Annotated in this window: 23 protein-coding genes and 1 pseudogene; 16 read left to right on the forward strand and 8 right to left on the reverse strand. The window is 54.0% G+C overall.

The genetic code is table 11. The features are described from left to right. Positions 1-618: 618 nt before the first annotated feature. From AC3G2T_RS19575 to AC3G2T_RS19590, 4 genes are read left to right on the forward strand one after another with little or no spacing between them, the layout of a single operon-like run. On the forward strand, positions 619-1,455 hold the full coding sequence (locus AC3G2T_RS19575) for an electron transfer flavoprotein subunit beta/FixA family protein (protein WP_474681634.1): 837 nt from the start codon (positions 619-621) through the stop codon (positions 1,453-1,455). A gap of 36 nt (positions 1,456-1,491) precedes the next feature. After that, positions 1,492-2,649: an electron transfer flavoprotein subunit alpha/FixB family protein gene (locus AC3G2T_RS19580; protein ID WP_488436605.1), complete on the forward strand. Its 1,158-nt coding sequence runs from the start codon at positions 1,492-1,494 to the stop codon at positions 2,647-2,649. Then, positions 2,646-3,956 carry an FAD-dependent oxidoreductase gene (locus AC3G2T_RS19585; protein WP_474681632.1) on the forward strand — a complete coding sequence of 437 codons (1,311 nt, stop codon included), beginning with the start codon at positions 2,646-2,648 and terminating at the stop codon, positions 3,954-3,956. The genes AC3G2T_RS19580 and AC3G2T_RS19585 overlap by 4 nt, the downstream gene beginning before the upstream one ends. Continuing rightward, positions 3,953-4,240 carry a ferredoxin family protein gene (locus AC3G2T_RS19590; protein ID WP_474681631.1) on the forward strand — a complete coding sequence of 96 codons (288 nt, stop codon included), beginning with the start codon at positions 3,953-3,955 and terminating at the stop codon, positions 4,238-4,240. Before AC3G2T_RS19585 ends, AC3G2T_RS19590 begins: the two co-directional genes overlap by 4 nt. Before the next feature lie 740 nt (positions 4,241-4,980). On the opposite strand, the gene AC3G2T_RS19595 is transcribed toward AC3G2T_RS19590, so the two are convergent. Beyond that, positions 4,981-5,175: a hypothetical protein gene (locus AC3G2T_RS19595; RefSeq protein ID WP_488436606.1), complete on the reverse strand. Its 195-nt coding sequence runs from the start codon at positions 5,173-5,175 to the stop codon at positions 4,981-4,983. Positions 5,176-5,434: 259 nt separating this feature from the next. Between AC3G2T_RS19595 and fosB the strand changes: the two genes are divergently transcribed. Next, on the forward strand, positions 5,435-5,860 hold the full coding sequence (gene fosB / locus AC3G2T_RS19600) for a metallothiol transferase FosB (RefSeq protein WP_488436607.1): 426 nt from the start codon (positions 5,435-5,437) through the stop codon (positions 5,858-5,860). A 75-nt stretch (positions 5,861-5,935) separates the two neighbouring features. Here fosB and AC3G2T_RS19605 read toward each other — a convergent pair whose 3' ends face one another. After that, positions 5,936-7,021 carry a helix-turn-helix domain-containing protein gene (locus AC3G2T_RS19605; protein WP_488436608.1) on the reverse strand — a complete coding sequence of 362 codons (1,086 nt, stop codon included), beginning with the start codon at positions 7,019-7,021 and terminating at the stop codon, positions 5,936-5,938. Positions 7,022-7,171: 150 nt separating this feature from the next. Between AC3G2T_RS19605 and AC3G2T_RS19610 the strand changes: the two genes are divergently transcribed. From AC3G2T_RS19610 to AC3G2T_RS19620, 3 genes and pseudogenes are all read left to right on the forward strand, one after another. After that, positions 7,172-7,342 carry a hypothetical protein gene (locus AC3G2T_RS19610; RefSeq protein ID WP_488436609.1) on the forward strand — a complete coding sequence of 57 codons (171 nt, stop codon included), beginning with the start codon at positions 7,172-7,174 and terminating at the stop codon, positions 7,340-7,342. Position 7,343: 1 nt separating this feature from the next. Then, positions 7,344-8,530, forward strand: a pseudogene (locus AC3G2T_RS19615) (thiamine pyrophosphate-dependent enzyme); the annotation flags it as partial. Between the two features lie 87 nt (positions 8,531-8,617). Beyond that, positions 8,618-8,950, forward strand: coding sequence for a hypothetical protein (locus AC3G2T_RS19620; RefSeq protein WP_488436610.1), 333 nt, complete (start codon positions 8,618-8,620; stop codon positions 8,948-8,950). 87 nt (positions 8,951-9,037) lie between these two features. On the opposite strand, the gene AC3G2T_RS19625 is transcribed toward AC3G2T_RS19620, so the two are convergent. Next, positions 9,038-10,873 carry a UbiD family decarboxylase gene (locus tag AC3G2T_RS19625; protein ID WP_488436611.1) on the reverse strand — a complete coding sequence of 612 codons (1,836 nt, stop codon included), beginning with the start codon at positions 10,871-10,873 and terminating at the stop codon, positions 9,038-9,040. Between the two features lie 848 nt (positions 10,874-11,721). On the opposite strand from AC3G2T_RS19625, the gene AC3G2T_RS19630 reads away from it, so the two are divergent. Continuing rightward, the gene (locus AC3G2T_RS19630; RefSeq protein ID WP_488436612.1) at positions 11,722-13,908 is read left to right on the forward strand and encodes an alpha-galactosidase; all 2,187 of its coding nucleotides are present in this window, start codon (positions 11,722-11,724) and stop codon (positions 13,906-13,908) included. An 84-nt stretch (positions 13,909-13,992) separates the two neighbouring features. Then, a complete protein-coding gene (locus tag AC3G2T_RS19635; protein ID WP_488436613.1) occupies positions 13,993-14,511 on the forward strand; it encodes a DinB family protein in 519 nt (172 codons plus the stop codon). A 95-nt stretch (positions 14,512-14,606) separates the two neighbouring features. Here the strand turns inward: AC3G2T_RS19635 and AC3G2T_RS19640 are convergent, their stop codons facing one another. After that, complete coding sequence (locus AC3G2T_RS19640) at positions 14,607-14,834, reverse strand: 3-dehydroquinate dehydratase (RefSeq protein WP_474681624.1); 228 nt, start codon at positions 14,832-14,834, stop codon at positions 14,607-14,609. Positions 14,835-15,075: 241 nt separating this feature from the next. On the opposite strand from AC3G2T_RS19640, the gene AC3G2T_RS19645 reads away from it, so the two are divergent. Beyond that, positions 15,076-15,702, forward strand: a complete 627-nt coding sequence (locus AC3G2T_RS19645; RefSeq protein WP_474681623.1) for a LysE family translocator — start codon at positions 15,076-15,078, stop codon at positions 15,700-15,702. Between the two features lie 18 nt (positions 15,703-15,720). Here AC3G2T_RS19645 and AC3G2T_RS19650 read toward each other — a convergent pair whose 3' ends face one another. Then, positions 15,721-16,518 carry an AraC family transcriptional regulator gene (locus AC3G2T_RS19650; protein ID WP_488436614.1) on the reverse strand — a complete coding sequence of 266 codons (798 nt, stop codon included), beginning with the start codon at positions 16,516-16,518 and terminating at the stop codon, positions 15,721-15,723. A gap of 142 nt (positions 16,519-16,660) precedes the next feature. Here AC3G2T_RS19650 and AC3G2T_RS19655 point away from each other — a divergent pair, with 142 nt between their 5' ends. Both AC3G2T_RS19655 and AC3G2T_RS19660 read left to right on the forward strand, forming a co-directional pair. Next, a complete protein-coding gene (locus AC3G2T_RS19655) occupies positions 16,661-17,437 on the forward strand; it encodes a sugar phosphate isomerase/epimerase family protein (RefSeq protein WP_474681621.1) in 777 nt (258 codons plus the stop codon). A gap of 43 nt (positions 17,438-17,480) precedes the next feature. Further along, positions 17,481-18,503, forward strand: coding sequence for a Gfo/Idh/MocA family protein (locus AC3G2T_RS19660; RefSeq protein ID WP_488436615.1), 1,023 nt, complete (start codon positions 17,481-17,483; stop codon positions 18,501-18,503). Between the two features lie 68 nt (positions 18,504-18,571). Here the strand turns inward: AC3G2T_RS19660 and AC3G2T_RS19665 are convergent, their stop codons facing one another. Next, entirely contained in the window at positions 18,572-20,683 is a 2,112-nt protein-coding gene (locus AC3G2T_RS19665) for an LTA synthase family protein (protein ID WP_474681619.1), read from the reverse strand. A 258-nt stretch (positions 20,684-20,941) separates the two neighbouring features. Here AC3G2T_RS19665 and AC3G2T_RS19670 point away from each other — a divergent pair, with 258 nt between their 5' ends. Then, positions 20,942-21,787 carry a YitT family protein gene (locus AC3G2T_RS19670; protein WP_474681618.1) on the forward strand — a complete coding sequence of 282 codons (846 nt, stop codon included), beginning with the start codon at positions 20,942-20,944 and terminating at the stop codon, positions 21,785-21,787. An 8-nt stretch (positions 21,788-21,795) separates the two neighbouring features. On the opposite strand, the gene AC3G2T_RS19675 is transcribed toward AC3G2T_RS19670, so the two are convergent. Both AC3G2T_RS19675 and AC3G2T_RS19680 read right to left on the reverse strand, forming a co-directional pair. Beyond that, a complete protein-coding gene (locus AC3G2T_RS19675; RefSeq protein WP_474681617.1) occupies positions 21,796-22,470 on the reverse strand; it encodes a response regulator in 675 nt (224 codons plus the stop codon). A gap of 32 nt (positions 22,471-22,502) precedes the next feature. Further along, a complete protein-coding gene (locus AC3G2T_RS19680; protein ID WP_488436616.1) occupies positions 22,503-23,888 on the reverse strand; it encodes a sensor histidine kinase in 1,386 nt (461 codons plus the stop codon). 53 nt (positions 23,889-23,941) lie between these two features. On the opposite strand from AC3G2T_RS19680, the gene AC3G2T_RS19685 reads away from it, so the two are divergent. Together AC3G2T_RS19685 and AC3G2T_RS19690 are read left to right on the forward strand one after the other, a co-directional pair. Next, a complete protein-coding gene (locus tag AC3G2T_RS19685) occupies positions 23,942-24,958 on the forward strand; it encodes a CPBP family intramembrane glutamic endopeptidase (RefSeq protein ID WP_488436617.1) in 1,017 nt (338 codons plus the stop codon). A 27-nt stretch (positions 24,959-24,985) separates the two neighbouring features. Continuing rightward, the gene (locus tag AC3G2T_RS19690; RefSeq protein WP_488436618.1) at positions 24,986-25,966 is read left to right on the forward strand and encodes an aldose epimerase family protein; all 981 of its coding nucleotides are present in this window, start codon (positions 24,986-24,988) and stop codon (positions 25,964-25,966) included. Positions 25,967-26,320: the final 354 nt, after the last annotated feature.

The following is a 26,320-nucleotide window of genomic DNA, read 5'->3' on the forward strand; positions in this document are numbered from 1 at the left end:
TCCTCAAAAAGCCTGCAAAAGTACATCTTTTTTCCCCCCCAGTACGCTTGCTACGGGAAAAGCCTGCAAATCTGCAGGCTTTTCGCTAAATCGCAGGGCTCAACCCCTTCATGGCGGATAATTCCTGCACAATTGCAGGCTTTTCCAAAAACGAACCGTTTTCATCGAAAAAGCCTGTACTTTCGCAGGTTTTCCGGCCAGGAGTCTGTCCGATGAACCGCGTTGAAGGTATACATGATGCAGCGTAAGCGGCAGCATGCAGTCATGAGCACAAAAGCATCTCCGCCCGCCAGACTCCCAGACCGGAAAAACGTGTGTCATCACTGAAGTAAGCTTGCATATATTGATGAGGAATAGGATTATCGTCATGTATATGTGTAAGCGATATCACTCAATCGTATAAGTGACAAATTTCACAAATGCATCTTGGAGTCTGTCCGGTGAACTCAGTAGAAGGTACATATGCGAAATGACAGGTTGTAGTGCAGCATGGGCGGCATATATGCAGTCATGATTCACCCCGGTATGCGCAAAAGTAACTTTGCCCGCCAGACTCCATGGAGCGATTGCGACTGCGACTGCGTGGAAAAGCTTCGTTACAGAACAGGAGGATGCAGGATGCTGCATATTGTTGTGTGTATCAAGCAGGTGCCCGACAGCCGGGAAATCCGGATTGATCCCAAAAATAACACATTGATCCGCCAAGGGGTCCCGAGTATTGTCAATTTTTATGACATGCACGGTTTGGAAGAGGCGCTGCGCATCAAAGATCAGCATGGCGCCAAAGTAACGGTCATTACGATGGGGCCGCCTCCGGCGGAAAAGGGACTAAAGGAATGCATCTCGCTCGGCGCGGATGAAGCGGTTTTGGTTACAGACCGCGGCTTTGCCGGGGCGGACACGCTGGCTACGTCTTATGTGGTCGCGGCGGCGATCCGCAAAATCGAACAAACCTGGGGCAAGGCGGACATCGTTTTTTGCGGAAAGCAGACGCTCGACGGAGATACCGGCCAAGTCGGACCGGGGGTCGCCTGCAGGCTTGATTTGGAGCAGCTGACTTATGTGAACAAAGTGGTGCAGGTAAATGAGCAGCGGCGAAAAGTGACCGTCCACCGGCTGCTGGAGGACGGCGTGGAGGTCGTGGAGACAAGCATGCCGGTTCTGATAACGGCGCTCAAAGAGCTGAACAAGGTGCGCAGAGCTTCAATGCCGGGAATGATTCGCGCCGCCCGCTATAAGCCTGTTGTCTGGACGACGGCGGATTTTCCCGATTTGGAACGGGCCAAAATCGGTCTGAAGGGCTCGCCGACGATTGTCGCCAAAACGTGGGTACCGGAAGCAAGGGCGGTGAACGCGCAGATGATCGCTTGGGACACGCCGGAAGCTGCGGCCGCCCGATTGGCTGACCGGTTGTGGGAAGCGGATTTGCCGGGCCGTCTGGGCTGGACGTCTTGAGCGCGCACGAATAACGATGAGAAGGAGAGTGAACTCATGGCGAAAGAGCAAGCGGACGGTCAAAGGGAAAGGGACGAAACGATGCCGGACTGGTCGGCCTATCGCGGGGTGCTGATCGTGGTGGAGCAGCGGGACGGCGAAGCGAAAAAGGTGTCCTGGCAGCTGCTCGGCGAAGGCCGCAAGCTGGCTGCCAAGCTGGACGTGCCGCTCATGGCGCTCGTCATCGGCGAGCAGGTGGCGCACCTCGCCGAGGAAGCCGTGCATTACGGCGCGGACCGGGTTTATTTATGCGAAGCCCCCGAGCTTCGCGCGTACAGAACCCGGCCTTACAGCCGGGTATGCCTGAAGCTGATCGAGGAGGCGAAGCCCGAGATCGTGCTGTTCGGCGCGACGGCGACGGGCCGCGACCTGGCGGGCGCGATTGCGACGCACCTGCCGACGGGGCTGACGGCGGACACGACGGAGCTCGACGTCGAGCCGCCGCCGTCGAGGCTGCTGCTGGCGAGCCGCCCGGCTTTTTCCGAGAAGATGATGGCCACCATCCTCTGCAAGCAGTACCGGCCGCAAATGGCTACGGCGCGCGCCGGGGTGTTTCAGGCGCTGCCGAAGGACGTACAGCGCCAGGGCGAGATCGTGCGCATCGAGTGCGCGATGCGCGAGGAAGAGATTGCCGCGCAGGTGCTCGACTTCCTGCGCGACAGCGGGGGCGTTAATCTCGAGGAAGCCGAGATTATCGTCAGCGGCGGCCGCGGGCTGGGCGGGCCTGAGGCTTTTGCGCTGCTCCGCGAGCTGGCGGATGCGCTCGGCGGCGTCGTCGGAGCATCCCGCGCGGCGGTCGATGCGGGATGGATCAAGCACGAGCATCAGGTCGGCCAGACCGGCGCGACCGTGCGGCCGAAGCTTTATTTTGCCGTCGGGATCTCCGGCGCTGTGCAGCATACGGTCGGCATGGGAAATTCGGAAATCGTCGTGGCGATCAACAAAGACGACAAGGCGCCCATTTTCCAGTTCGCGCATTATGGCATTGTCGGAGATTTGTTCAAAATCGTGCCCGCCATAACGGAAGAGGTCCGCAAGCGGCGAACGTTGTTCGGAGCGCCCCTGGCGGATCGGACGGCGGCCCCGGCCGCATCCAAGCCGTCATCCGGGACGCCTTCCGGGAGTTTTGAGCGTGAAAGGAGCGAATCGCGATGAACGAAAAGTTTGACGCTATCGTCGTCGGCGGAGGGCCGGCCGGTGCGGCGGCGGCGCTGACGATGGCGCGGGCGGGGCTGTCCGTCGTGCTGCTGGAGCGGGGAGAATTCCCCGGAGCCAAAAATATTTTTGGCGGCGTGCTGTACCGCAAGCAGATCGAAGAGCTCGTCCCCGAATTTTGGAAAGAAAAAAATTTCCCGATGGAACGCTACATTGTGGAGCAGCGCATCTGGATGATGGGCAAGGAATCGATGGTCACTTTCGGGCACCGGAACGAGGCGTATAAGGAGCCTTTCAACTGTTTTACGGGGCTGCGCGTCAAGTTCGATCAATGGTTTGCGGAAAAAGCGGTCGCAGCGGGGGCTCTGCCGATCTACGAGACCGTAGCTCTCGATGTCATCCGGGAAGGCGACAAGGTGGTCGGCGTGCGCACGGACCGCGAGGACGGCGATTTGTACGCCGATGTCGTCGTCATCGCCGATGGCGTCAATTCGCTGCTGGGCAAAGCGATGGGCATCCACCGGGAATGGCAGCCTGACGAAGTGTCGCTGGCGGTTAAGGAAGTGATCGCCCTGCCCAAAGAGAAAATCGAGGACCGTTTCGGCCTCGAAGGTGATGAAGGCGTGACGATTGAGTTCATGGGAGAAACTTCGCTCGGTATGGCGGGCATGGGCTTTTTGTACACGAACAAGGAAACGATTTCGCTTGGCGTCGGAGTGATGGTGAACCACCTGCGGGACAAAAAAGTGAAGCCGTACGCGATTCTCGATGCCGTCAAGCAGCACCCGATGATCCGCAAGCTGATCCAGGGCGGGGAGACGAAAGAGTACTCGGGCCATTTGATCCCGGAGGGCGGCTTCCATTCGATTCCTCCGCTTTCGGGCAGCGGCTGGTGCGTCTGCGGGGACGCCGCGCAGTTGATCAATTTCGTGCACCGCGAAGGCACGAATCTGGCGATGACGTCCGGGCGTCTGGCCGGCGAGGCCATTATCGAAGCCCGGGCGCGCGGCAATTTCTCGGCCGCTTCGCTTCAGGCGTACGACCGAAAAATCCGCGAATCGTTCATTCACAAAGATTTGAAAAAGTACAGGGGCATGCACCACTTCCTCAAGGAACAGGACCCCGAGCTCCTGTTCGACAAGCTGCCGAGAGCTTTGAACGAGGCCGCTTACAATATGTTTCTCATTGACGGCGTCTCCAAGGCGGATAAGCAGAAAATGGCCGCCGGCCTGATCAAAGGCGCAGCCGGAGGGACGCTGAATTTAATGAAGCTCGGACTTAAGGGATGGAGGGCGATGAACGGATGAGCGGAAGCGACGTTGCGGAGAAGCTTTTTACGATTCGTTACAAATGCGATACCCAGTCCCATTTGATCATCAAGGAAAAACAGACCTGCATCAGCTGCACGACCAAAGATTGCAACTATTTTTGCCCGTCCGACGTGTATGAATGGGATAAAAAACAAAAGGTGACGACTGTCGCCTTCGAAAACTGCATCGAATGCGGCACGTGCCGGATTGCCTGCCCTTCGAACAATATCGAATGGGTGTATCCGAAGGGCGGGTACGGGATCACGTACAAATTCGGCTGAACGGCCCGCGAACCGGAGGTGCAAAAAACGCTGAGCGGTCACGAGCCGAGAAGTGTGCCCCGCAACCCGCGAAAAAACGGCAGAGCAGCTCACGAGCCGGGAGATGCGCCTAGCAATCCACGAGGCTGCGAAAAAAAGGCTGGGCAGCTTACGATCCGGGAAGTGCGCCCCGCACAACCCGCGACCCGCGAAAAAAAGGCTGAGGCGCAGCCTTCGGGCAACAACACGCAATTTGCGCAAGGCAAAAGGCGTGTTGTTGTTTGTTTTTGCGGGTTTTGGCATTAGCACGATTCTCTACCGCCCGCCAAAACCTGCAAGAGTGGGAGAAATTCTCTGTGAAACAGCCAGCAATTGTCAGGCTGTTGAGCAAGTCGCGACTCTCTGTGAACGCTAGGGGAAAGAGTGTGACTGATTTGGGGAACAGCCGCTTTATCTGGGCACCCGCCTCTCCCGGTGTAGGTCGTGGGACTGCACGACTGGGCAAAAACCAGCTTGCTAAGGAAAAAACCTGCGAAAGTGCAGTTTTTTGCTCTTAAATTGGCTTGTTTTGGCGAAAAGCCTGCAAAAGTGCAGGAATTTTAGCCGAAAGTGAGTATGAGTCTATGTGTTTGGTGAAAAGCCTGCACTTTTGCAGGAATTGTTCGTGGCTAGCGGATCGCGGGCACAAATTCATGTATTTTTGCAGGTTTTCTTCGTACCGCTAGGCAGATTGTGGCTATCGATTCTGGCGTGGGGGCTTTTCAAGCGTGGTAGCTTCCCAACGGTTCGTTCAGCACCCAATCGAGCAGATCGATCATGTCCGCCAATCGGTCGGTCTGCGTTTGAAGAGACTCCGCTTCAGCGGGCGACGCCGCTTGCTCCAGGCGCGCCTGCAGTGATTGCCGCTGCAGCAGCAGCTCGTTTTTTTTGCGTTTCAGTTGGTTTTCGGTTCTCATGTGCGCACCTCGCATCGTTGAATGTATCTTTCCTATCATACTTGCTTTTGCAGTGATCCGCTATCCCGATTATGGTATCGTAGGAGTTAGCCGCTAGGAGTCTGGCGGGCGGAGTTACTTTTGTGCATACCAGGTAAATAATGACTGCATATATTGCCGCTTACGCTGCATAATTGCTGTCATTTTGCAGATACATACCTTCTACGTGGTTCATCGGACAGACTCCTAGTCGGACTAGCGCTTAGAGAGGGGACCGATAATGAAACTCCAGGGAATCAATCACTTGCTTTTTTCCGTATCCGATCTGGATCGCTCCATTCGTTTCTACGAACAGGTATTCGGGGCAAAGCTGCTGGTCAAAGGACGAAAGCTGGCTTATTTTGATTTGGACGGCCTTTGGCTGGCTTTGAACGTCGAGGAAGATATTCCCAGGAATGAAATCCACCAATCTTACACGCACATGGCTTTTACGATCAGCGAAGAAGATTACAAGGCCCATTGGGAACGCTTGACCCGGCTGGGCGTGAACGTGCTGTCCGGAAGAGCGAGAAGCGAGCGGGACCGTTTGTCGATATATTTTACCGACCCTGACGGGCATAAATTTGAGTTTCATACGGGAACTTTGCAGGACAGGCTCAGCTATTACCGCGACGAGAAAAGCCACATGATCTTTTATGAAGATTGAAAAGCTGCCTTTTCGCACGGCGTGCAGCTCCCAGCGCGCGGTGTTACGCTGCATGACGGCGGTCGGTCGACCACACTATTTCCGGTCTGCGGAGCCGTTTTGCCCGGACCACTTGGCGATGAATTGCGTCCTGTTGCGGACGTTCCATTTGCGGTAAATCGCGCTGAGATGCTTCTTCACCGTAATGACACTTACGAACAAGCGTTTGGAGATGTCGGCGTTTGCTAACCCGAGCAGCAGCAGTTGGGCGATTTCCGCTTCTTTGCGGGTAAGCTCCTCGTCCTGCGCATCGTACATCGCTGTGCGGGTCACTGGCGGCTCATCGGACGGCGGGACGAGATTATGGACGAAATCGCGCAGCTTTTTTCCGGTGAGATCCAGTTCGTAGTATGGCGCGGGCGTGACGCCGTCGTAAAGAGTATGATGAACGGGGGCGGCGGTAAAACCGAGGCTGGCCGGTCCGTCCTGATAATAAGCGAGTGGCGGAGGGCTGCTGACCGTAATGCCCCCGATCCGCATATAGCCGAGCCGCATCCGAAACGTATCGTGCCGCAGTTTTTCATCCTCGGCATTCTCGATGTCCACCGTGCGGATGAACCAGCCTCCCGATTTGCACTGCCTCGCCCAATCCTCCTCCGAAAGAGAGGCAAAATACGCGGAAGAGTAACGGTTTTGCAATAAATAGGCTCTGGTGTCCGGACGTATCGGGATTGCAGCGCTCAAACCGACGATCCGGCCGCTTTCATTCAGCAGCAGCAGCATGTCGGCTCCGTGGCGGAGCAGCGCTTCGGCTTCATTTTCGTCGATGAGCGTATATAAGTTTTCTTGTTTACTGATCCGGTAACGGTAAATATGCCGGTAATCGTTCGCGCCGCATACCACCGTTTGGTCGCGCGCCTCTGTGCGTCTGCGCTCGATGTAGGAGCGAAGTTCGTCCCAGCGGTCTTCATCCGCCTGTACCACCGTATTCGTCGACGCTTCCGTGGAGTGATAGTGCGTTCGAATGACCGGATTTCCGGTATGGTACAGCAGGTCGCCAACATGCGCTGATGCTCGCTTGGCGTGCGGATTTGCCAGCAGCGCATTTTTGTGAAAAAGAGCGGCCCGCCGTTCGAGCCGCTCGATCCGATCCAACCATGTTGCCGATGGAAATGTATCCATAGATGACCACCCTCGTCTTCCATTATCCACATTTGCTTCAAGTATACAATTGGGGATAACTTTGCGTATAGGTTTTTTATACGGCGGTATAGTGTTCCAATGCGCTTTTTCCTTGCTATACTTCAGAAAAACCAAGTCCAGGAGGAACGTATGGAGCATATGTATGGTCAAACATTTCGCAAAGATTCGAATTGGCGCAGTGGGCTGCTGAAGCCGGACATCCTGACCGGTTCGGAAATTTTGCTGAGAACTTTGCTGCTGGAAGAAGTGGACTGCGTATTCGGCTATCCGGGCGGTGTTCCGTTATCCGGAGCGCATTGAGATTGGCGGTTACCGGCCTTTTACGCCTTTTGACGCCGGCGCGGCAGACCGGCTGCTGGAAGCGATTGCCGAAGCGGAGCGTCCGGTCATTCTTGCCGGCGGCGGGGTCGTTCACGCTGGGGCCGGCGCAGAGCTGGTTCGGTTCTCCCGAACGAGCGGCGTCCCGGTTACAACGACGCTTATGGGGTTAGGCGGATTCCCGAGCGGACAACCTTTATGGCTCGGCATGCCGGGCATGCACGGCACAGTCGCGGCAAATCGCGCATTGGTCGAGACGGATTTGCTCGTGTCGCTCGGCGCGCGATTCGACGACCGGGTCACGATGAGTCTGGAAGGCTTCGCGCCCCGGGCGAAAATCGCTTACGTCGACATCGACCCGGCGGAGTTCGGCAAAAACATTGCCGCCCATTTTCAGGTTGCGGGGGATGTCAAGGAAGTGCTGTCGTATTGGAATCGGAAGGCGGTCCCCTCCGCAAAAATCGAACGATGGGTGCAAAAGCTGTACGGACTCAAGCAGGAGTTTCCTCTTACTTACAAAGATGACGGCCATCTTTTAAAACCGCAGTACGTCATCGAGATGATTTCCGATACAACGGGGGGGAGGCTATCGTTACGACGGATGTCGGCCAGCATCAAATGTGGACGGCGCAATTTTACCGGTTTGCCCATCCAAGGTCTCTGCTGACTTCCGGTGGACTGGGGACGATGGGTTTTGGATTTCCGGCGGCGATCGGCGCTCAGATCGGACGTCCGGACCAACTAGTGATCTCCGTCAACGGGGACGGCAACATGCAGATGTGCGTCCAGGAGCTGGCTATATGCGCTATCCACCGGCTGCCGGTCAAAATCGTCGTCATCAACAATCGGACGCTCGGCATGATCCGACAGTGGCAGGAAGTGATCTACAGCTGCAGATTCAGCCATATCGATCTGTCCGGCACCTCGGATTTTGTGAAGCTGGCCGAAGCTTACGGCGTGAAGGGGATGAGAGCGGCCACGAAGGCGGAGGCAAATGCCGCCTGGAAAGAAGCTTTGCAGCACCCGGGGCCTGTGCTGATCGATTTTTGGGTGGACAAAGACGAACTGGTCATGCCGATGATCGAGGCCGGCAAAACGCTGTCGGATATGATTTTGGAGGCGAATCGAAAAGCTCCGGCCGCGGCGGCGGCATCCGGCGTTACTGGTTAGCGGCGTTTCCGCACCGCGTGCAGCTCCCGGCGCGGGGTGTTGCGCTGCATGACGGCGTTCGGTTGAACGCGATACGGGCTTACAAAGATGGAAGCACCGGCTCTCGCCGAAAAGAAATTGTTCCACCACAGTGGTACACAATCCGAAATTCGGGGGATTATGGGAGAATATGCTCGGTTGATGGATGGCATGGTGATCGGTAAAGTTGGACGTGATGCCTTTATCAATTTCATCAAGTACGAAAGCTGGGTAAGCGCGCGTTTCTCTGTACATGCTATTTTTACCGGCGCCAATACAAATTTCATTGTCGCCACCACGAACTATAACGCGGACAACGAGGTCCTGACTGCCTACGCGGGCAATTGGAACTGCGATGAGGCGGCGAAAGACGCCTCTCTGGTGCACAGCAAGATAGTCTGATTTGTCCCTGAGCAAGCCGACTAGCTACCGTGGCTGCAAAAGTAAACAGCACCACAATCCCTAAGGTTGTGATGCTGCTTTTACTCTTTACTTTTGATCGCCGCCTAAACTGGCGCCTTTGGCAAATAATCGCATGATGTTTTTTTCAACCGTTGGATCCGGTATTAATGGCGGTGCTTGGTGCGGTTTAATTCGGGCATCAATCACAACATTATCGCAAGCCCAATGCTTATTCCCATAATAACTATTCACGCCATAAATATCATGTGAAGGATTGCTGCGCGTAAAGGTAGCCCAAAGAAAATTGTCAATTGCGGCGCTCATAAACTGGCTGTCATCGCAGACGATGATCATTGGACAAGCAGGGAGCGGGCCCTTTGCTCCAATAGCCTCGCATAAATCTTTCATTTCAACCTGCGACTCGCCGTAACTTTTAAATTCAGAAAGCTGAATCGTGACAATTCCCGGCATCACCAAACGCGCATGTTGGACCCCCGGTATTTCGTTGAAAATGCCAGGAACCTCTAAGCATAAATCCCTTTTTTTATCTCCGACTGCTGCGAACACAACCTTACTGCCGCTATTTAAGCCCGGACCTGAGTAATCTAGCGTGTCTATGGTCGTATTGGTATAAAAATGAAGATCCCGATGTAGGTCAATTCGAGCCAAAATATAGGTTAAGAAATGCTCCACATCATGTGAATTGAGTGGCTGGCTCTCTTCTGCTGTGATGAATAAATACTTGGCTAAGCTAACTTGTCCCGTCCCTAAAATTCGGTTAGCTATCGTGAGCAGCTCAGCAGGTTGTTTGACTTGTTGATAGGGCGTGTAACGTTCGCTGCCAATCGCAAAAAGTAAGGGGTGTACGCCCGCAGCATCTACGGCATGAACTTCTTTGACACCTGGAATTTCTTGCTTGATCGCGTCACCTGTCAGTTCGTGAATTAATGCGCCGAATGCCGTATCCTCTTGAGGCGGCCTGCCAACGACAGTAAATGGAAAGATTGCATTCTTCTTGGCATATACTTTGTGCACTCTCACGAGGGGAAAAGGATGCGTAAGGCTGTAATAGCCCAAATGATCGCCGAAAGGGCCCTCCGGCTTGGTTTCGCCAGGATATATTTCTCCTGTGATAACAAAATCAGCATCATGACTAATACAATAGCCATCGATATAGCTGTAGCGGAAGCGGCGCCCTGAGAGCAAGCCTGCAAAGGTAATCTCACTCATGCCTTCGGGCAAGGGCATAACCGCTGACAACGTATGCGCCGGCGGCCCGCCAATAAAACAGCTTACTTTTAAAGGGGCTCCTAGCTTGGTTGCCTTTGCCTGGTGGACTCCGATGCCGCGATGAATCTGATAATGCATGCCGATCTCTTTATTTAATTCATACTCGTTCCCTGTTAATTGAATCCGATACATCCCCAGATTGGAATTCATAATTCCGGGTTTCTCTGGATCTTCCGAATACACTTGAGGCAGGGTGACGAATGCACCGCCGTCCTCTGGCCAGTGCTTGATGAGAGGGAGGTCGGCAATGCTGATTTCCTCAAAATCAGCCGGCAGGCCACCGGATATTTTGATTGGCAGGGCTTTCCATGCAGCGAGTCCCGTACCGATATGTTTAAGGGGGCTTTTCATTGCTTTCATGGGATCGCTTCGCAAAGAGATTACGTTTTGCACGCCTTCCCAAGTATCTCGAAATATATATTTGCTGCGCTCCACTGTACCAAAAATGTTGGATACCGCCCTAAACTTCGAACCTTTTACATTCTCGAATAATAAGGCCGGACCACCCGCTTCATGTACTTTCATATGTATGGCAGCCATTTCAAGCTCAGGATCAACTTCTTCATGAATGCGAATCAAATGTCCGTTCTTTTCTAAATCAACTAAGCATGCTTCTAAATTTTGATAGATCATTATTTTGCTCCAATCGGATAGCTATTCCCCAAAAGGCCTATGTAATAATGTCATTCTACAACAAATATCGCCAAATACAAAAACACGTCACATCGACGTGTTGTATTATGCATTCCTTTAATGAGCCTGCATCCCGTATCCCCCATCATCTTGAACGTAAAAATTCCACAAAATCCTCTGGGACTCTATTGAAAATGTCATCCCTTAACAGCCCCACCCGTCAGACCTCGAACCAAGGTTTTTGATCCAAACAAATACAGAATGATGAGTAATAAGGTCCCCAAAAAAGACACCAAACGCGTTATTTAGTGCAGCTATCAGAAGAGGGACATGTCAGGTTGTTGAAAAACTCGCACGTTGTGGCCGGCCGCACAATCTGCTTGGCTGCACGAAGAAAACCTGCAAAAATACATGAATTTGCGTCCTTGATCGCCTGGCCACGAACAATTCCTGCAAAAGTGCAGGCTTTTCACCGAACACATACCCTCATACTCACTTTCAACGAAAATTCCTGCACTTTTGCAGGTTTTTCGCCAAAACAAGCCAATTTCAGAGGGAAAACCTGCACTTTCGCAGGTTTTTTCCCTATAAAGCTGCCTTGCGCCCCCCGCCCCCCCACTTCAGCTACGCAATCTGTGTAGGAGAGGTATGGACTGGGGAAGAGTGGTTGTGCAGGTTTTCTCTCTGCCAAGCGACCATGCCTTCCTGCTTCAGCCCCACAATTCGTGCAGGAGAGGCGTGGGTTGAGGAAAACTACATTTGTCCATATGAATGCGGATTTTGTCCATAGTATTGAGTCCCGGGAAATAGGATAATGAATCCATATGTCCCGGAAAGGTGAGAAAAGCATGAGCATTACGTATGAACCGTCGCAGCAGTTGTTTCATTTGCAAAGCAAAGATATGAGCTACGTCATTCAGCTTGTTAAATCCGCTTACCCTGCGCACGTATACTGGGGGCGCAAGATCAGGGACGGCCGGCTCGCTTCGATTTTGCAATTCACCGAGCGCAGCTCGTTCTCGCCGAACCCGGTCCGCGAAGACCGCAGCATCTCGTTTGACACGCTGCCGCAGGAATACCCGGCTTACGGCACCAGCGATTACCGCGAGCCCGCCTATCAGGTGGCGCAGCCTAACGGGTCGACGATAACGGAGCTGGTCTATGACCGGCACCGCATTTATAAAGGAAAGCCGAAGCTGGAAGGGCTTCCGGCAACGTATACCGAGAGCGAAGCGGAAGCGGAGACGCTGGAGCTGGAGCTGGTTGACTCCGCGATCGGCCTGCGTGCCGTGCTCGTATATACGGTTTTCGCGGGGCATTCGGCGATTGCCAGGTCGGTGCGATTGACGAACGAAGGCTCCGCCGATCTCAAGCTGCTTCGCGCGCTCAGCGCGAGTGTGGATTTTAAGCACGGCGATTACGATCTTCTTCACTTGTCGGGGAATTGGGCGAGAGAAAGGCACCTAGGGAAAAGATCGCTTGGGCCCGGCAAGCTGACCGTAGAGAGCAGGCGGGGTTCGAGCAGCCACCAGCACAATCCGTTCATTGCGCTGATGGCGAAGGATGCCGGCGAGGAGCACGGGGAAGTGTACGGTTTCAGCCTCGTATACAGCGGCAATTTTGCCGCTCATGCCGAGGTCGATCCTTACGGCAGCGCAAGGGTTTCGATGGGCATCAACCCTTTTGATTTCAGCTGGCTGCTTCAGCCGGGCGAATCGTTCCAGACGCCGGAAGCCGTCATGGTGTATGCGGGCGGCGGACTCGGGGAGATGTCCCGGACGTATCACAAGCTGTACCGGACCCGGCTGTGCCGCGGGGAATTCCGCGACAAGGCCCGGCCCGTGCTCGTCAACAACTGGGAAGCGACTTACTTTCAATTCGATGCGGACAAAATCGAGCGCATTGCCCGCGCCGGTAAGGAGCTCGGCATCGAGCTGTTCGTGCTTGACGACGGCTGGTTCGGTAAACGCGAGAGCGACAACAGCTCGCTCGGGGACTGGTTTGTCAACGAGGCGAAGCTGCCGAAAGGGCTGGAGGATTTGGCGTCCAGGGTTAACAGCCTGGGCCTTGAGTTCGGCCTGTGGTTCGAGCCGGAAATGGTTTCCCCGGACAGCGAGCTGTACCGGAGCCATCCCGATTGGTGCCTGCACGTGCCGGACCGGAGAAGAACGGAAGGCCGCCAGCAGCTCATCCTCGATTTCTCGCGTCAGGACGTTTGCGACGAAATCGCCAAGCAAGTCGGCGATATTTTGCGCAGCGCCCCGATTACGTATGTCAAATGGGATATGAACCGCAATATGACGGAAATCGGCTCGGCCGCGCTGCCTCCCGAGCGCCAAAGAGAGACGGCGCACCGCTACATGCTCGGCCTGTACCGGGTTTTGGAGCAAATCACGGCGGAATTCCCGCATGTTCTTTTCGAAAGCTGTTCCGGCGGCGGCGGCCGCTTCGATCCCGGCATGCTGTACTATATGCCTCAGACGTGGACAAGCGATAATACGGACGCGGTCAGCCGGCTGAAAATCCAATACGGCACGAGCATCGTGTATCCGATCAGCTCCATGGGGGCTCACATATCGGAAGTGCCGAACCATCAGGTTCACCGCGTGACATCGCTCGAAATGCGGGGGCACGTTGCGATGTCGGGTAATTTTGGCTACGAGTTGGATTTGGCCAAGTTCGGCGAGCAGGAACAAGCGGAGGTTAAGCGGCAGATCGAGACGTACAAGCAGATCCGTCCGCTCGTTCAGTTCGGCGAGCTGTACAGGCTGCTCAGCCCGTTCGAGGGCGGCGAGACGGCCTGGATGGTCGTCTCGGAGGATCGCTCGGAAGCAATGGTTGCTTACTTCCGCGAGCTTGCAGAAGCGAATTCGCCGCTGCAATGGCTGCGGCTGAAAGGGCTCGATCCCGACGCCGACTATGAAATCGACGGCAGCGTGTACCCCGGCGATCATCTGATGTACGCCGGGCTCCCTGTCCCCAGGCTGCGTGGGGACTTCCAGAGCAAGCTCTGGCTGCTGCGCCGCAGCGTGTAAGCAAAGATTTGGAACTCGGCTCATCTTACGCTAAAATGAGAGATAAACGCTATTATTCCATTTTCCGAGAGGAGCTTAGATCTTATGCTGAAACGCCCTGAAAGCAGTGAATATTACTCTTATGTCGCCGATTATATCCAACTGGTGCCGGACGGAGATTACGTGCAGTTTCTTCGCCGCCAAGGGGAAGAAATAGAAGCGCTCTTGGCCCCTGTCTCCGAGGAGCAGGGGAACACCGCGTACGCCGCGGGCAAGTGGAGCGTGAAGGAAGTGCTCGGACATATAACGGATACGGAGCGGATCATGAGCTACCGGCTGCTGCGGATCGCCCGCGGGGACTCCGACATATCGCTGCCGGGCTTCGATCAGGATACGTTCATGCAAGCGGCCTCGTTTGCGAAGCTGACGCTTGCCGAGCTGCTGGCCGATTTCAAAGCTGTGCGCCAAGCCTCGCTGACACTATTCCCGACGATTTCGGACGAAGCCTGGGTGCGGACAGGTCTGGTTATCGGCAACCGGATATCGGCCCGGTCGGTCGCTTATACGTTTGCCGGTCATGCCCAGCACCATTTGCACGTTTTGAAAGAAAAGTATCTCGTCTAACAGCCGAAATAAAGCGCAAAAAGGAACGAAGCCCGAAAAGCTCCGTTCCTTTTTTTGCCGCAAGCAACTATGTACCAGAAAAATCTTGCATCGCCCTAATAGAGAGACAATGCAAGAGAATCTCTTTCGTTAAAAGAATGAAGAATCGCTTCACAGCCGATAATCTCGATGCTGATGATGGAATCGAGACATTTTTTGATCGCTCTGCGTCCTTTTACGACTTTAGCTTCCAGGGCGGATTTAAGCAAATTGAATTTCTTTTTATTTTTTTCATCTGAGTATACGGGCACTGTTTTGTTTTGAATTGTAATAAACATTTTCATGACTTTCACCATCCTAACAATTGGATATGACACTAGCATAAAGGACAATTATTAATCTAACATTAAAATAGTTTTACAGTTTTAAAACAATACCCCGGTTCACTTACCTTATACGAGGAAAAACGATGAAATGTTCCAGTTCGCAGAGAAATATTTGCCATTTTGGATGGAGCGGTATGCGGTCAGGAGCTTTTGTGGTATTTTTAGTTGAAACAGGGAGAGGGAATGGGGAGAGAATAGCATGTTTGGGATCGATAATTTTGCGGTTTTTATCATTTCCGGGCTTGTTTTGAATATGGTGCCGGGCAGCGATACGCTCTATATTCTCGGGAGAAGTATGGCGCAAGGCAGGTCTGCGGGAATGATGTCCGTGTTCGGCATAGTTTCGGGGGCTTTGATACATACGGTGCTCGCCGCTTTCGGATTGTCGCTCATTTTGATGAAATCGGTGATTGCGTTCCAGGTGATCAAATGGCTGGGAGCGGCCTATTTGATTTATATGGGGATTAAAACGTTCAGGTCAAAATCGCCGGATAACGGATCGGGTCAAATCGGACATGCGGCGCAGCGGAAAATATATGCGCAGGGCTTGTTTACGAACCTGCTCAACCCGAAGGTAGCGCTCTTTTATTTGGCGTTTTTGCCGCAGTTCGTTTCGGCGGACAATTCGTACGGAGCGCTGCCTTTTCTCATTCTGGGTCTGACTTTTATTGCAACGGGGACGCTCTGGTGCACCTTCATCGTGCTCGCTGCGGAATGGGCGTCGCGGCGGCTGCGGACAGGCTCGTTGTCCAATTACATGAACAAGCTGTCCGGCATTCTGTTTATCGGCCTGGGCATCCATCTGCTCAGAATGACGAAGCCTTAAGAATTCGGCTTTCCGGGCCTAATGCGGGGCCTGCTGCCTGAACAGCTTCGGCGAAATTCCGTACTTTTGCTTGAAGGCGCGGTGAAAGTACGGGTAGCTGCCGAATCCGCAAGTTTCCGCCACCTGCTCCAGCGACATGGAACTGTCGTGCATCCGTTCGACTGCGCTGGACAGGCGAACCTCCAGGGCGTACTGGATCATCGTTTTGCCGAAGCATTCTTTGAACAGGTGAACGGCGCGGGAGACGCTGAGCTCGACGTGGTCGGCGACATCTTCGATTTTGAACGTCGATGTCGCATGCGCTTCGATAAACCGCTTCATCCTCGTCCCGGTAAAAGGTCTGCCCTGCAGCGTGATCGTCTCGCCGGCGGCTCTCTCCACATACAGGCAAAGCGCGCGCAGCAAATAGCCGCTGAGCTCCTTGTTTTCCTCTTCCATCCGCCGTTTTTCCAAAATGAGCTGGCGCCACAAGGAAATCAGCCTCGCATCCAAATCGATGCGGCTGCAGGTCGCCTTGGGCTTGCCCGCCCACCATGCCTCAATCCAGGAGCCTTTGCAAAACAAGTAATAGTCGCCGCTGGATATTTTGGCATCAGGCTGATCCGGCTGTCGATCGATTTTCAGCTCATACGGGTCGTCGGGCTGAAAAAGCAGCAGATCGCCGGCCTCCACCTTCCGCATGCGCCCATCCACAAGAGCTTCGCAGCGGCCTTCCGTCTGCAGGCGGAACAGGTAGGAGCTAAGTCCGCTTTTGCTGCTGACCTCGAATTTCTCCATATGATAGGAATAGCCGCAAGTTAAAATCTCCGTCTCCATTCGCTTCACCTTTCGTAGCCAAATAGGATATGTTCTGATTATATCGTGAATGTACAATATCCGCCACAATCCGTTATAATGATAATCAAATAGGTTCATTGTTTTTTAACAAAAATACGCATGATGGAAAAGAGGAAATCGAATGGAGCGCTTAGGAATCGGTCTTCAGCTGTACACGCTCAGAGATGATATGCAAAAAGATATGGAAGGAACGCTCCGCCATGTAGCCAAACTCGGTTACGAAGGCGTAGAATTTGCCGGCTACTACGGCAAGCCTGCCGGAGAGCTGAAGCAGCTTCTTGACGAGCTCGGACTGAAAGCTATCGGCAGCCACGTAAGCCTGGATAATCTGCGCAACAATCTGCAAGGCGAAATCGATTATTTGAAAACATTGGATGCGAAATATATCATTTGCCCTTACGTTTTGCCGGAACAGCGCCAAAATGCGGACGATTGGAAAGAAATCATCAGCTTCTGCGAAAGCGCCGCCGCGGAGTCCAAAAAGCAAGGCCTGCAATTTTTGTATCATAACCATGATTTTGAATTTCATGAAAAGCTGGGCGGCGAGTTTGTTTTTGACGCCATGTATGCCAATACAGGCGACAGCGCGATCAATGTGGAGATGGACGTTTGCTGGGTTCAGTTTGCCGGCCAGGATCCGCTTGCCTATATCGCCAAGTATGCGGGACGTCTGCCGCTCGTTCACTTCAAGGATTTCACGAAAAATGAAGAGGGCAAAATCGTTACGCTGGAGCTCGGACTGGGCGATGTGCAGCTGGATAAAGTCATTGAAGCCGCAGAAAAAGCAGGCGCTCAGTGGCTCGTCGTCGAGCAGGACCACTGCCAAAAAGCGCCGCTTACGAGCGTTGAAAACAGCCTGAACTGGATTAAAGAACACTACACCGGAGTTCGCAGCTAATTATTCTAACAGACTTTGCTAAACAAAAGGAGACCACGAAACTATGAGCAAAATTAGAGTAGCCGTCATTGGATGCGGCTCGATTTCCAAGCATCGCCACATTCCCGAGTATGGCTGGAATCAAGATGTAGAACTCGTTGCATTTGCAGATCCGGTTGTAGAAAGAGCCGAGGAATACGCGCAAACTTACGGCGGCAAAGCATACAGCAGCTACCAAGAGCTGCTGAAGCAGGAAAAAGTGGACGCGGTCAGCGTGTGCACACCGAACTATTTGCACGCGGAAGTTTCCATCGCCGCGGCAAACGCCGGAGCGCACGTACTGGTTGAGAAGCCGATGGCTTCCACGGAAGAAGAAGCGAAAGCGATGATCGAAGCGGCGAAGAAGAACGGCGTATTTTTGATGGTCGGACACAACCAAAGATTGATGCCTCCGCACGTCAAAGCGAAAGAAATTCTCGATACGGGCAGGCTGGGTAAAGTGCTGACTTTCCGCACGTCCTTCGGCCATCCCGGTCCTGAGCGCTGGAGCATTGACGGCCGCGGCAGCTGGTTTTTCCGCAAGGAAGAAGCGATCATGGGCGCCATGGGCGATCTCGGCGTGCACAAATCGGACTTGATTCGTTGGCTGCTGAGCGACGAAGTGGCGGAAGTTGCCGCATTCGTAAACACGCTTCACAAAGAAGGAACGGCGGTCGACGATAACGCGACTTGCCTGCTGCGCATGAAAAGCGGAACGATCGGCACGCTCGTTGCGAGCTGGACTTACTACAAAGGCGAAGACAACAGCACCGTCCTCTGGTGCGAGAACGGCGTCATGAAAATCGGCACGCATCCCGAAGATCAGGTGATCGTCGAACTGCTTGACGGCTCTGTGGAGCGCTACAAAGTGGGTGCGATCGCGACCAACGAGAAGCAAACCTCCAGCGGTGTCATCGATGAGTTTATCGATTGCGTCAAACAAGGCAAAGCGCCTAGAATTTCGGGAGAAGAAGGCATGCGTTCCCTGAACGTCATTCTTGCGGCTTTCGAATCTCAAGCTACCGGCAAAATCGTGCCTGTTTCCTAATCAATTCGAACTTTAGCAAAAATCCCCTTGCGGCCTCCGTGCCGCAAGGGGATTTGTTCGTACTGCGTCTATCTGCCGCCGATCTCGATCGGCCACGAGTTCGAGCGTCCGATGACGGCTTCCTTGGAATCTTTCACGGTAACTTGAATGTCCCAAATTCCGGGCTTTAACAGATCGCCTTCGACTTTGGCCGTAAGGGACTGCTCATTTTGCCACGTCGTCGGCAGAGGCTTGCCGTTGAGCGTGGCGCAGCCGAGCGGAGGGAAGTTCGTTCCGGTCAGGCTGATCGTCACCGAGGACCGCCCTGAAAGGTCCTGAGTATCGGCTTCAACTTTCTCGATCGTAATCGGCCCGAAGCCAAGCATATACTTCGGATCGATAATCGGGGCCGTGTATTCTTTGTACGCATGGCGGCCGCCGAAAAGGATGTCGTACTGCAGCGTTTCGTAATCTTTCAAATCGGCTTCATCGATGTTCATCGCCGCGAACTTGTCTTTTGGAGGAATAATGGGTATTTTTTTTGACAGCTCATGTAAAAAATCGGTATAATAATTACCCCGCTGTCTTGAAAGTTCAATTAAGTAAGGCCCAAGAAATGAAGGGCTGAAATTCAGCCGGTCTTTCCGCTCCTTGTCGAAGTTGTTCCAGACGACCAGTGGAACGCTGTACATTTTTTTCAGGAAATCCGGATCGTCTTTGCCGCTAATATATTTGGTGTCGATATATGTAGCGTAGTCGTCTCCAAGCGACGGCAGATGGTCCCCCCAAAACGCGATAATGGTCGGTTCGCCGCTTTTCTCATAATGCTCGACAAGCGATTTCAGCATGTTGTCTGCGGCGCTGATGCCCTGTGCCAGCGTTTCCAGCATGCCCTGCGAGGAAGGCGCCATATTGCCCGACACATCGATCGTATTTTTCGGAAACTTGCCCGGGAAGTAGTGAAAATGATTTTCCATCGTATTGGCGAACACAAAATCGGGCCCTTCGCTTGAACGGGTGGCGCGGAATATATTTTCCGCCACTTCGCTGTCGGCGATGTACGGTCCGGAATAATTCGGCTTGAAGTATTCGATTGGAATATATTTCCTGAAACCGAAATCCTGGTAAACTTTGTTGCTGTTGAAATACCAGTTGTGAAAAGGGCCTATGGCCGTCGACGTGTACCCTTGACGCGCATAGATGGCGGCCAAAGAATCGACTTCATGCATAATAAACTGGTTGTAGGCGATCGAGCCTTGCGGCAGAAAACGCATGGAATTGCCGGTTAACACCTCAAATTCCACATTCGCCGTACCTCCGCCGTATTGCGGAGACAACATCCAGCCGCTGGTCGCTTCTTTTTGAAGCTTATGGAAGAACGGGATTGGGTCGCGGCTGAACTGTACGCCTTTAATCAGCGTAGGGTCCCAGAACGATTCGCTGAGCACGACAATGACATTGGGCTTGATGTCGCTTGGCACAGCGCCGGCTTTGTCCGGTTTGGCGGTCTGGCTGACAATGGCCTCAACCGCTTTGTCGTTGTAGCCGTCGCGCTGATCGCCCCACATCGTCTTGGCGTTAAGCAGGGCAGCAAGCGCGAAGCCGTTGTCTTTCGTATTTTCCGCCTGGTTCCACATGTTGGCTTGGATACCGAACCACTTTTGTATGGGCAGCGGCGAGTCGGTATAGACCGCGGCAAGCATCAGGATGCCCGCAAGGGCGAGCATTCCCCGTTCCCGCAAAGGCACCTTTTTCATAAACAACCGGGTTCTGTAGAGCAAAAAATAGCTGGCGCCGATAAAAAGTACCAGGCCTGCCAACACGTGCACGTTGAAAATGTTGGTCACATATTGGACCATATCCGAAGTTTCTCCGGTCAATACAAAATCCCACGGCAGCAGAGGCATTCCAAGTATTTTCAGCTTGACGCCGCTGACCAGCGCCAAAATTAGCAGGACGGCGCTGATCGCCCAATAGGCGACTTTCGTACGGCCGATGGCGGCCATAAACAGAAGCAGGAAGGCGAGGACGATCCAGACATTAAAGATGAGCTGCAGCATATGCCGGGCGCCCCAGGAGACGGTCTCGAAATAATGCCCCCGGCTTAATACTTCCATAATCGCTACCGGAACGAAAGCAGTCAGAAGCAGCGGCAGCCTTGCCTTGAGCACGCTCCAGATTCGGTTAAGATGTGTGTTCATGCCATTCTCCCATGAGATTTGATTAAGAAATTGTAAACAATATATGAAATTATAACATGGGAGTTTGGAATATTCGATGGGACATTTACTAAAATGTAAAGGAATATGAAAGGAATTTCATTCTTTGGCAGGAAAATAGCGGCTGCGGGGAGAAAGTAGTGAAAGCAGACACCATATACAGAGAAGGAGGAGATCATTCTGGCTAATCAGCAGGTGAAATTTCAAAATAAGGCGGCAATCCCTCTGCAGCACAAGAAGATGACCAAGCTTAATTTTATTAGGCGCACGGTCTTTCTAATATTCGGTGCAGCATTAATGGCGGTCGGTCTGGAAATTTTTCTGGTTCCCAACAAAATCATCGACGGGGGAATCACGGGCATTTCCATTATTTTCTCGTATTTGTTCGACTTACCCGTAGGTATCTTTCTTACCATTCTTAACCTTCCGTTTATTTACTTGGGATACAAGATGATCGGCAAAACGTTTGCCCTCTCCACCTTGTTCGCCATCCTCGTTATGTCCATCGGTACGGCATTGCTTCATCCCGTTCAACCTCTAACAATCGATCCGCTGCTTGCCACTGTCTTCGGGGGAATTATTCTCGGTGTCGGCGTCGGCATGGTCATCAGGTTCGGCGGTTCCCTTGACGGCTCCGAAATCGTCGCGATTCTCGTAACCAAAAAACTGCCTTTCTCCGTAGGCGAAATCGTCATGTTCATCAACGTCTTTATTCTCGGCAGCGCAGGGTTCGTATTCGGTTGGGACCGGGCCATGTATTCCTTGATCGCGTATTATATTGCTTACAAAATGATCGATATTACGATCGAAGGCTTTGACGAGTCCAAATCGGTGTGGATTATTAGCGACCGGTTCCGGGAAATCGGCGAAGCGCTGGTTGACCGGCTCGGACGCGGGGTTACTTATTTGGAAGGCGAAGGCGGGTTTTCCGGTGAGAACAAAAAAGTCATTTTCTGCGTAATCACCCGTCTGGAGGAAGCCAAGCTGAAATCCATCGTGGAAGAGCTCGATGCGAGCGCGTTTCTGGCCGTCGGCAATATCCACGATGTCAAAGGCGGACGGTTCAAGAAGAAGGACATCCATTAAGAGTCCGTTTACTTATTATCCCGTTCGAACAACCCGAGGTCGCGCACTTTTTGCGCGGCTTCTTTGCTGCTGGAACTGCCGAGCTTTTTTAAAATATGGCCGACGTGAATTTTTACCGTTCTTAGGGAAATGACGAACCGGTTTGCGATTTCCGTCTGGGTGTGGCCCTGATCGATCATTTCCAGCACCTGAAGCTCTGTCGGCGTAATCAGGTCGCTTACTTCCTTTATTTTGAACTGATGCTCGATTCGTTTCAGCCTGCGGAATTCTTCCCGCATCTGCTCGGCTACGGCCGCATTGATCGGCGCTTGCCGCCTGTGCGCGGCGCGAATCGCTTCAGGCAGCTCCTCGAAGCCGGATTTGATCTGATAATCGATGGCTCCCGCCTGAAAAGAACGGAAGATCAAATCTTTTTCCTCCATGGAAGTCAGCATAATCACTTTGATTCCCCATGCGTTCAGCGCTTGCTCCGCGAGGCGGACCCCATCCGGCTTGTCGTCCAGCATAATGTCCATCAGCGCGATGTCGGCAAGCGGCTCTGAATCGTTCAAAAGCACCTGCGCTTCTTCGACCGTGGAAGCGGTCGCCACCACGTCCAAATCCGGCTGGCGGTTCAGGTAAGCGGTCAATCCCCGCAGCCAGTCCCGGTCGTCCTCGACAATCCAAATTTTAATCGTTTCCATGGCAAGTCCTCCTGAGCGTTATACGTTGGCAGCTATGTTGATTCGACCAGGCACGTTTCCGGAAAAGAGAGAAATACGCTGGTGCCTTTGCCGGGTTCGCTCGCAAGCTGCAATGAACCACCGTGCTTCTTCATCACGCTGTAGCAATAGGCGAGCCCGAGTCCGAAATTGTTGCGGCTCCCGCTTTTGGTCGTATAAAATGGTTCCAAAACTTGTTTGATGGCCGATTTGTCAATGCCGATGCCGGTATCTCTCACTTCGAGCACCCAATGTTTCTTGGCCGGAAACAGCTTGACGGTAAGCTCTCCGCCGCCGGGCATCGCTTCGACCGCGTTCATCAGCACATTGGTCAGCGTCTCCGCGATCTGAATGCGGTCGAGCCGCAGCGTCAGCGCCGCGGGAACGCTGTGCTGCACCTGAACGCCGCTGAGGTGCGGCTGCAGCGAGAGCAGCGTGTCCTGCACCAGCTGCTGCAGGTTGACGGGAGAGACGGAGAGCGGGAGCTCCTGCGTCTGCTCGTGCACCCGGCTGATCATGTCGCGGATGTGCAGCGAAGCGTTCATGACGACTTCGATATCCTGCAGCAGCTCGGTTTGATTCGTCTCTTCGGCGTGCTGCTTCATTTTATCGAGAAACAGCCGCATTTTGCCCACATCGTTCTTGATGGCGTGGTTGAGAATCGCCGTTCCCGAAGTGATGGCGCGCAGCGTCGAGTCCAGCTTTCGCCGCTCGATCAGCAGTCTGATGCCGAGGAAGCCGTATTTGAAAAACGTATACACAAAGAACGGCACGACGAACGCCAAAATCCACTGATGATAAATCCACATCCTGTAATAGCCGAGGCTGGGCATCAAGTAATTGAGCACGGCAAAGCAAAGAATCGGCGGCAGCAGGGCGAGACAAGTGAACAAATGCGTCTGCCGCATGGCCGGAAGGCGCTCTTTTTTGACGATAATAAGCATGGAACCCGCAATAATATAAGGGATGGCCCAGCTTGCAACGATCGGAAACGAGATCGGAATTTCTTCGTTATAGCCGGGCGTGAACAGCACGCAGGCTAGCGGCGGCAGAAGCAGCAGGTACGGTAAATAGCGGCGGATGGCCCCCTTCGGCCAGATCGGATTGTACTGCAGCGCCAGCATGGCGAAGGAATAAGGAAGCCCGTAGTAGGAAAGCAGCGAGCTTGCCGCTTGAATGCGAAACAAGAGCAGGGCGATCGATTCGTTGGGAACGACTTGCTTTATATAAGGAACAAAGTCGCTGGACATGACGGCCGCAAGCGCGCCGATACCGCCGGTGAACGAAACCGCGCTCATCCAGCGCATCGTGCCTGACCGCGGGTCCACGAACAGCAATAGCAGGGCGATAATCCATAAAGCGAACAAAACGAAAAGCATGAAGCGGGAATCCTCCGTCATCAGATGTTTCCTTATATTGTGTCATGGAGCTTACTTTTGCACAAGAGTGAAGTTTGAAAAAGGCATCAAGCAGGAAATCGCCTCCAATTCTCGAATCTCCTTTTGGTAGGATTCGGAGAGGAGGAGACATAATAGACGAACGCAAAAGCCCGCTGGCTTCCTGTTTCGCCATTTTGGGGAAATTGCTGCTCACGCTGCTTTTTGCTACGATCATCACAGTGCTGCTAGCTTTCGCGCTTGGCGCAGTTGTCCTTGGCAGGCGGCCCGATTTGATGGGCGGCTCCGAATCGTCTTGGCAAATCGCCCAGTTGATTATGCAGGATCCTTTGTTTGCGCAAGGATCGATGTGGGCGCAATTCGTCGGTTTTGCAGGCGGCGTCTTTGCTGCGTACGCCTTATTCGAAAGGCGCAAAGGCTGGCCGCTGGGATTCGCCACGATCCGGTTCTGGACGAGGATCGGAGAGGGCTTTGCCGCAGGCTTTATTTTCATCACCGCGAGCTGTGCGCTCATCTGGCTGTTCCGGGGAGTGAGGCTCGCCTCGTTCGAATGGAGTTATTTCCTGGGAAAAGAATGGCTGTGGGGATTTCTGCTATTCATCGGCGTGGCATTGAACGAGGAGCTGTTTGCAAGAGGGTACTTGCAGGGGCTCGTTAAGAACCGTTTCGGCTCCGCGCCGGGCGTAGCGGTATCCGCACTCGTATTCGCTTTGCTGCACTCCTTTAACCCGGGAATGTGGAGCACGCCGCTGCCGATACTGAACCTGCTGCTGGCCGGCTTGCTGTTCGGCGTCAGCCGGGAAGCGTCCGGAGGATTGTGGATGCCTGTCGGCATGCATGTGTCATGGAATTTTTTTCAGGGAAACATTTACGGTTTCCTCGTTTCGGGTACGCCGACGGGATCGGCCATACGGCTCGAACGAACCGGCAGCCCCCTGATTTCCGGCGGATCGTTCGGCGCGGAAGGCAGTCTTGTGACGACTTTCGTGCTGATTGCGGGAACGTATCTCGTCTATGCGTATTATCAAAAGAAGTCGCGATTTGCCGCTGTGGCTGGCAAAAGCGGCATATAAACATAAATACAAGGAGGCATTTTAACGATGAATCGCTATGAATACCATACGTCCAGCTGGGACGGCGAGCCGACGATCCGGCTCGTCGACCGAACTGCCGGGGCCGAGGCCGAAATCGTCCCGGCCGTCGGCTTTCACCTGTTTCGCTTCGATGTGCGAAACGAGGCTTACATCGCGAAGACGGCCACTTTGGCCGAGCTTCGCACCCAGTCTTCACGCTACGGCGTGCCCATCCTGTTCCCGCCGGGGCGCGTCAAGCATGCGGCCTTCACATTCGAAGGCCGCGAATACCGGCTCCCGCGGAACCGGGAGCCGCACCATGCCCACGGCGAGCTGCGCGAGCGGCCGTGGAAAGTCGTCGCCGGCGGCGCGGACGCGGCCGGCGGGGCGTACGTCTCCGCGGAGATGGACTTCGCGGAGCATCCGGACATGCTGGCGTACTTTCCGCACGCCGCCAGCTTTCGGTTCACGTACCGGCTGCTGGACGGTACGCTGTCGCTCAGCGGTGAAGTCGTGAACCGCAGCGACCTGGCGATGCCGCTCTCGCTCGGCTTCCACCCCTACTTCGCGTTCGCGAAGGGGGAGGCCGCGCAAGTGCGCGTCTTGATCCCCGCCGCGGCGGAGTGGCCGCTGAGCGAGGACGGCTACGCGACGGGGCTGCCGGAGCCATCGCCGCTGAGCGAGGCGCTCCGGCGCGGCATTGCGGTCGCGGAGCTGCCGGAGTACCCCGGCGGCTCGCAGATGTTCGCGATAGCGCCGGGCCCGCAGACGTGCGAGCTTCACTATGAAGCGCGGGGCACGAAGCTTGTGTTCGACATGGGCGATAAGTTCCCGATCCATGTGCTGTATTCGGCGCCATGGACGGACGCGGTGTCGCTGGAGCCGTACACCAGCATTATGAACGTATTCAATGAGCCGTATCCGGCGCAAACGTCCGGGGCTCAAGGCCTAGCAGCAGGCGGCAGCTTTGCGTTTGCATGGTCGATTCGCGTAGAAGCATTGTCATAAGCAGAAGAAATAAAAAAACCGAGGGCAGAGTGGTATGACCAAAGCCTCGGTTATTTTATTTGAGAACATAGCCCGACTTCCACCGTCCACCGCACGCTGACCTCGTACCCGCGCGCTGGGGACCGCCCATGCGTGCAGAAAGCTGCACCATATGTGGAGAGTCCGTACCGTGTATGCTGAGCTGAGGTCCCACCACCGCTCCACCGCACGCTGACGGTGCATCCGCGCGATGGTGACCGTGAACGTGTGCAAACCTCAACTGTATGGGCAGCCCCTTTGGTAACCCGCATCCCCGTTTTTCAGCAGTGGAAGCATGATCGCATAGTCACTACAGCCCGCTAACGCGCCTTAAAT

The organism is Paenibacillus sp. sgz302191 (assembly GCF_057749925.1).

What these genes read in the sequence shown, in the direction of transcription:
- AC3G2T_RS19645 (WP_474681623.1), top strand. Translation starts at nt 15,076, where the DNA reads ATGTTTGGGATCGATAATTTTGCGGTTTTTATCATTTCCGGGCTTGTT.
- AC3G2T_RS19635 (WP_488436613.1), top strand. Translation starts at nt 13,993, where the DNA reads ATGCTGAAACGCCCTGAAAGCAGTGAATATTACTCTTATGTCGCCGAT.
- AC3G2T_RS19620 (WP_488436610.1), top strand. Translation starts at nt 8,618, where the DNA reads ATGGAAGCACCGGCTCTCGCCGAAAAGAAATTGTTCCACCACAGTGGT.
- AC3G2T_RS19595 (WP_488436606.1), bottom strand. Translation starts at nt 5,175, where the DNA reads ATGAGAACCGAAAACCAACTGAAACGCAAAAAAAACGAGCTGCTGCTG.
- AC3G2T_RS19660 (WP_488436615.1), top strand. Translation starts at nt 17,481, where the DNA reads ATGAGCAAAATTAGAGTAGCCGTCATTGGATGCGGCTCGATTTCCAAG.
- AC3G2T_RS19670 (WP_474681618.1), top strand. Translation starts at nt 20,942, where the DNA reads ATGACCAAGCTTAATTTTATTAGGCGCACGGTCTTTCTAATATTCGGT.
- AC3G2T_RS19640 (WP_474681624.1), bottom strand. Translation starts at nt 14,834, where the DNA reads ATGAAAATGTTTATTACAATTCAAAACAAAACAGTGCCCGTATACTCA.
- AC3G2T_RS19680 (WP_488436616.1), bottom strand. Translation starts at nt 23,888, where the DNA reads ATGACGGAGGATTCCCGCTTCATGCTTTTCGTTTTGTTCGCTTTATGG.
- AC3G2T_RS19605 (WP_488436608.1), bottom strand. Translation starts at nt 7,021, where the DNA reads ATGGATACATTTCCATCGGCAACATGGTTGGATCGGATCGAGCGGCTC.
- AC3G2T_RS19690 (WP_488436618.1), top strand. Translation starts at nt 24,986, where the DNA reads ATGAATCGCTATGAATACCATACGTCCAGCTGGGACGGCGAGCCGACG.
- fosB (WP_488436607.1), top strand. Translation starts at nt 5,435, where the DNA reads ATGAAACTCCAGGGAATCAATCACTTGCTTTTTTCCGTATCCGATCTG.
- AC3G2T_RS19580 (WP_488436605.1), top strand. Translation starts at nt 1,492, where the DNA reads ATGGCGAAAGAGCAAGCGGACGGTCAAAGGGAAAGGGACGAAACGATG.
- AC3G2T_RS19590 (WP_474681631.1), top strand. Translation starts at nt 3,953, where the DNA reads ATGAGCGGAAGCGACGTTGCGGAGAAGCTTTTTACGATTCGTTACAAA.
- AC3G2T_RS19650 (WP_488436614.1), bottom strand. Translation starts at nt 16,518, where the DNA reads ATGGAGACGGAGATTTTAACTTGCGGCTATTCCTATCATATGGAGAAA.
- AC3G2T_RS19610 (WP_488436609.1), top strand. Translation starts at nt 7,172, where the DNA reads ATGGAGCATATGTATGGTCAAACATTTCGCAAAGATTCGAATTGGCGC.
- AC3G2T_RS19630 (WP_488436612.1), top strand. Translation starts at nt 11,722, where the DNA reads ATGAGCATTACGTATGAACCGTCGCAGCAGTTGTTTCATTTGCAAAGC.
- AC3G2T_RS19665 (WP_474681619.1), bottom strand. Translation starts at nt 20,683, where the DNA reads ATGAACACACATCTTAACCGAATCTGGAGCGTGCTCAAGGCAAGGCTG.
- AC3G2T_RS19655 (WP_474681621.1), top strand. Translation starts at nt 16,661, where the DNA reads ATGGAGCGCTTAGGAATCGGTCTTCAGCTGTACACGCTCAGAGATGAT.
- AC3G2T_RS19575 (WP_474681634.1), top strand. Translation starts at nt 619, where the DNA reads ATGCTGCATATTGTTGTGTGTATCAAGCAGGTGCCCGACAGCCGGGAA.
- AC3G2T_RS19675 (WP_474681617.1), bottom strand. Translation starts at nt 22,470, where the DNA reads ATGGAAACGATTAAAATTTGGATTGTCGAGGACGACCGGGACTGGCTG.
- AC3G2T_RS19585 (WP_474681632.1), top strand. Translation starts at nt 2,646, where the DNA reads ATGAACGAAAAGTTTGACGCTATCGTCGTCGGCGGAGGGCCGGCCGGT.
- AC3G2T_RS19625 (WP_488436611.1), bottom strand. Translation starts at nt 10,873, where the DNA reads ATGATCTATCAAAATTTAGAAGCATGCTTAGTTGATTTAGAAAAGAAC.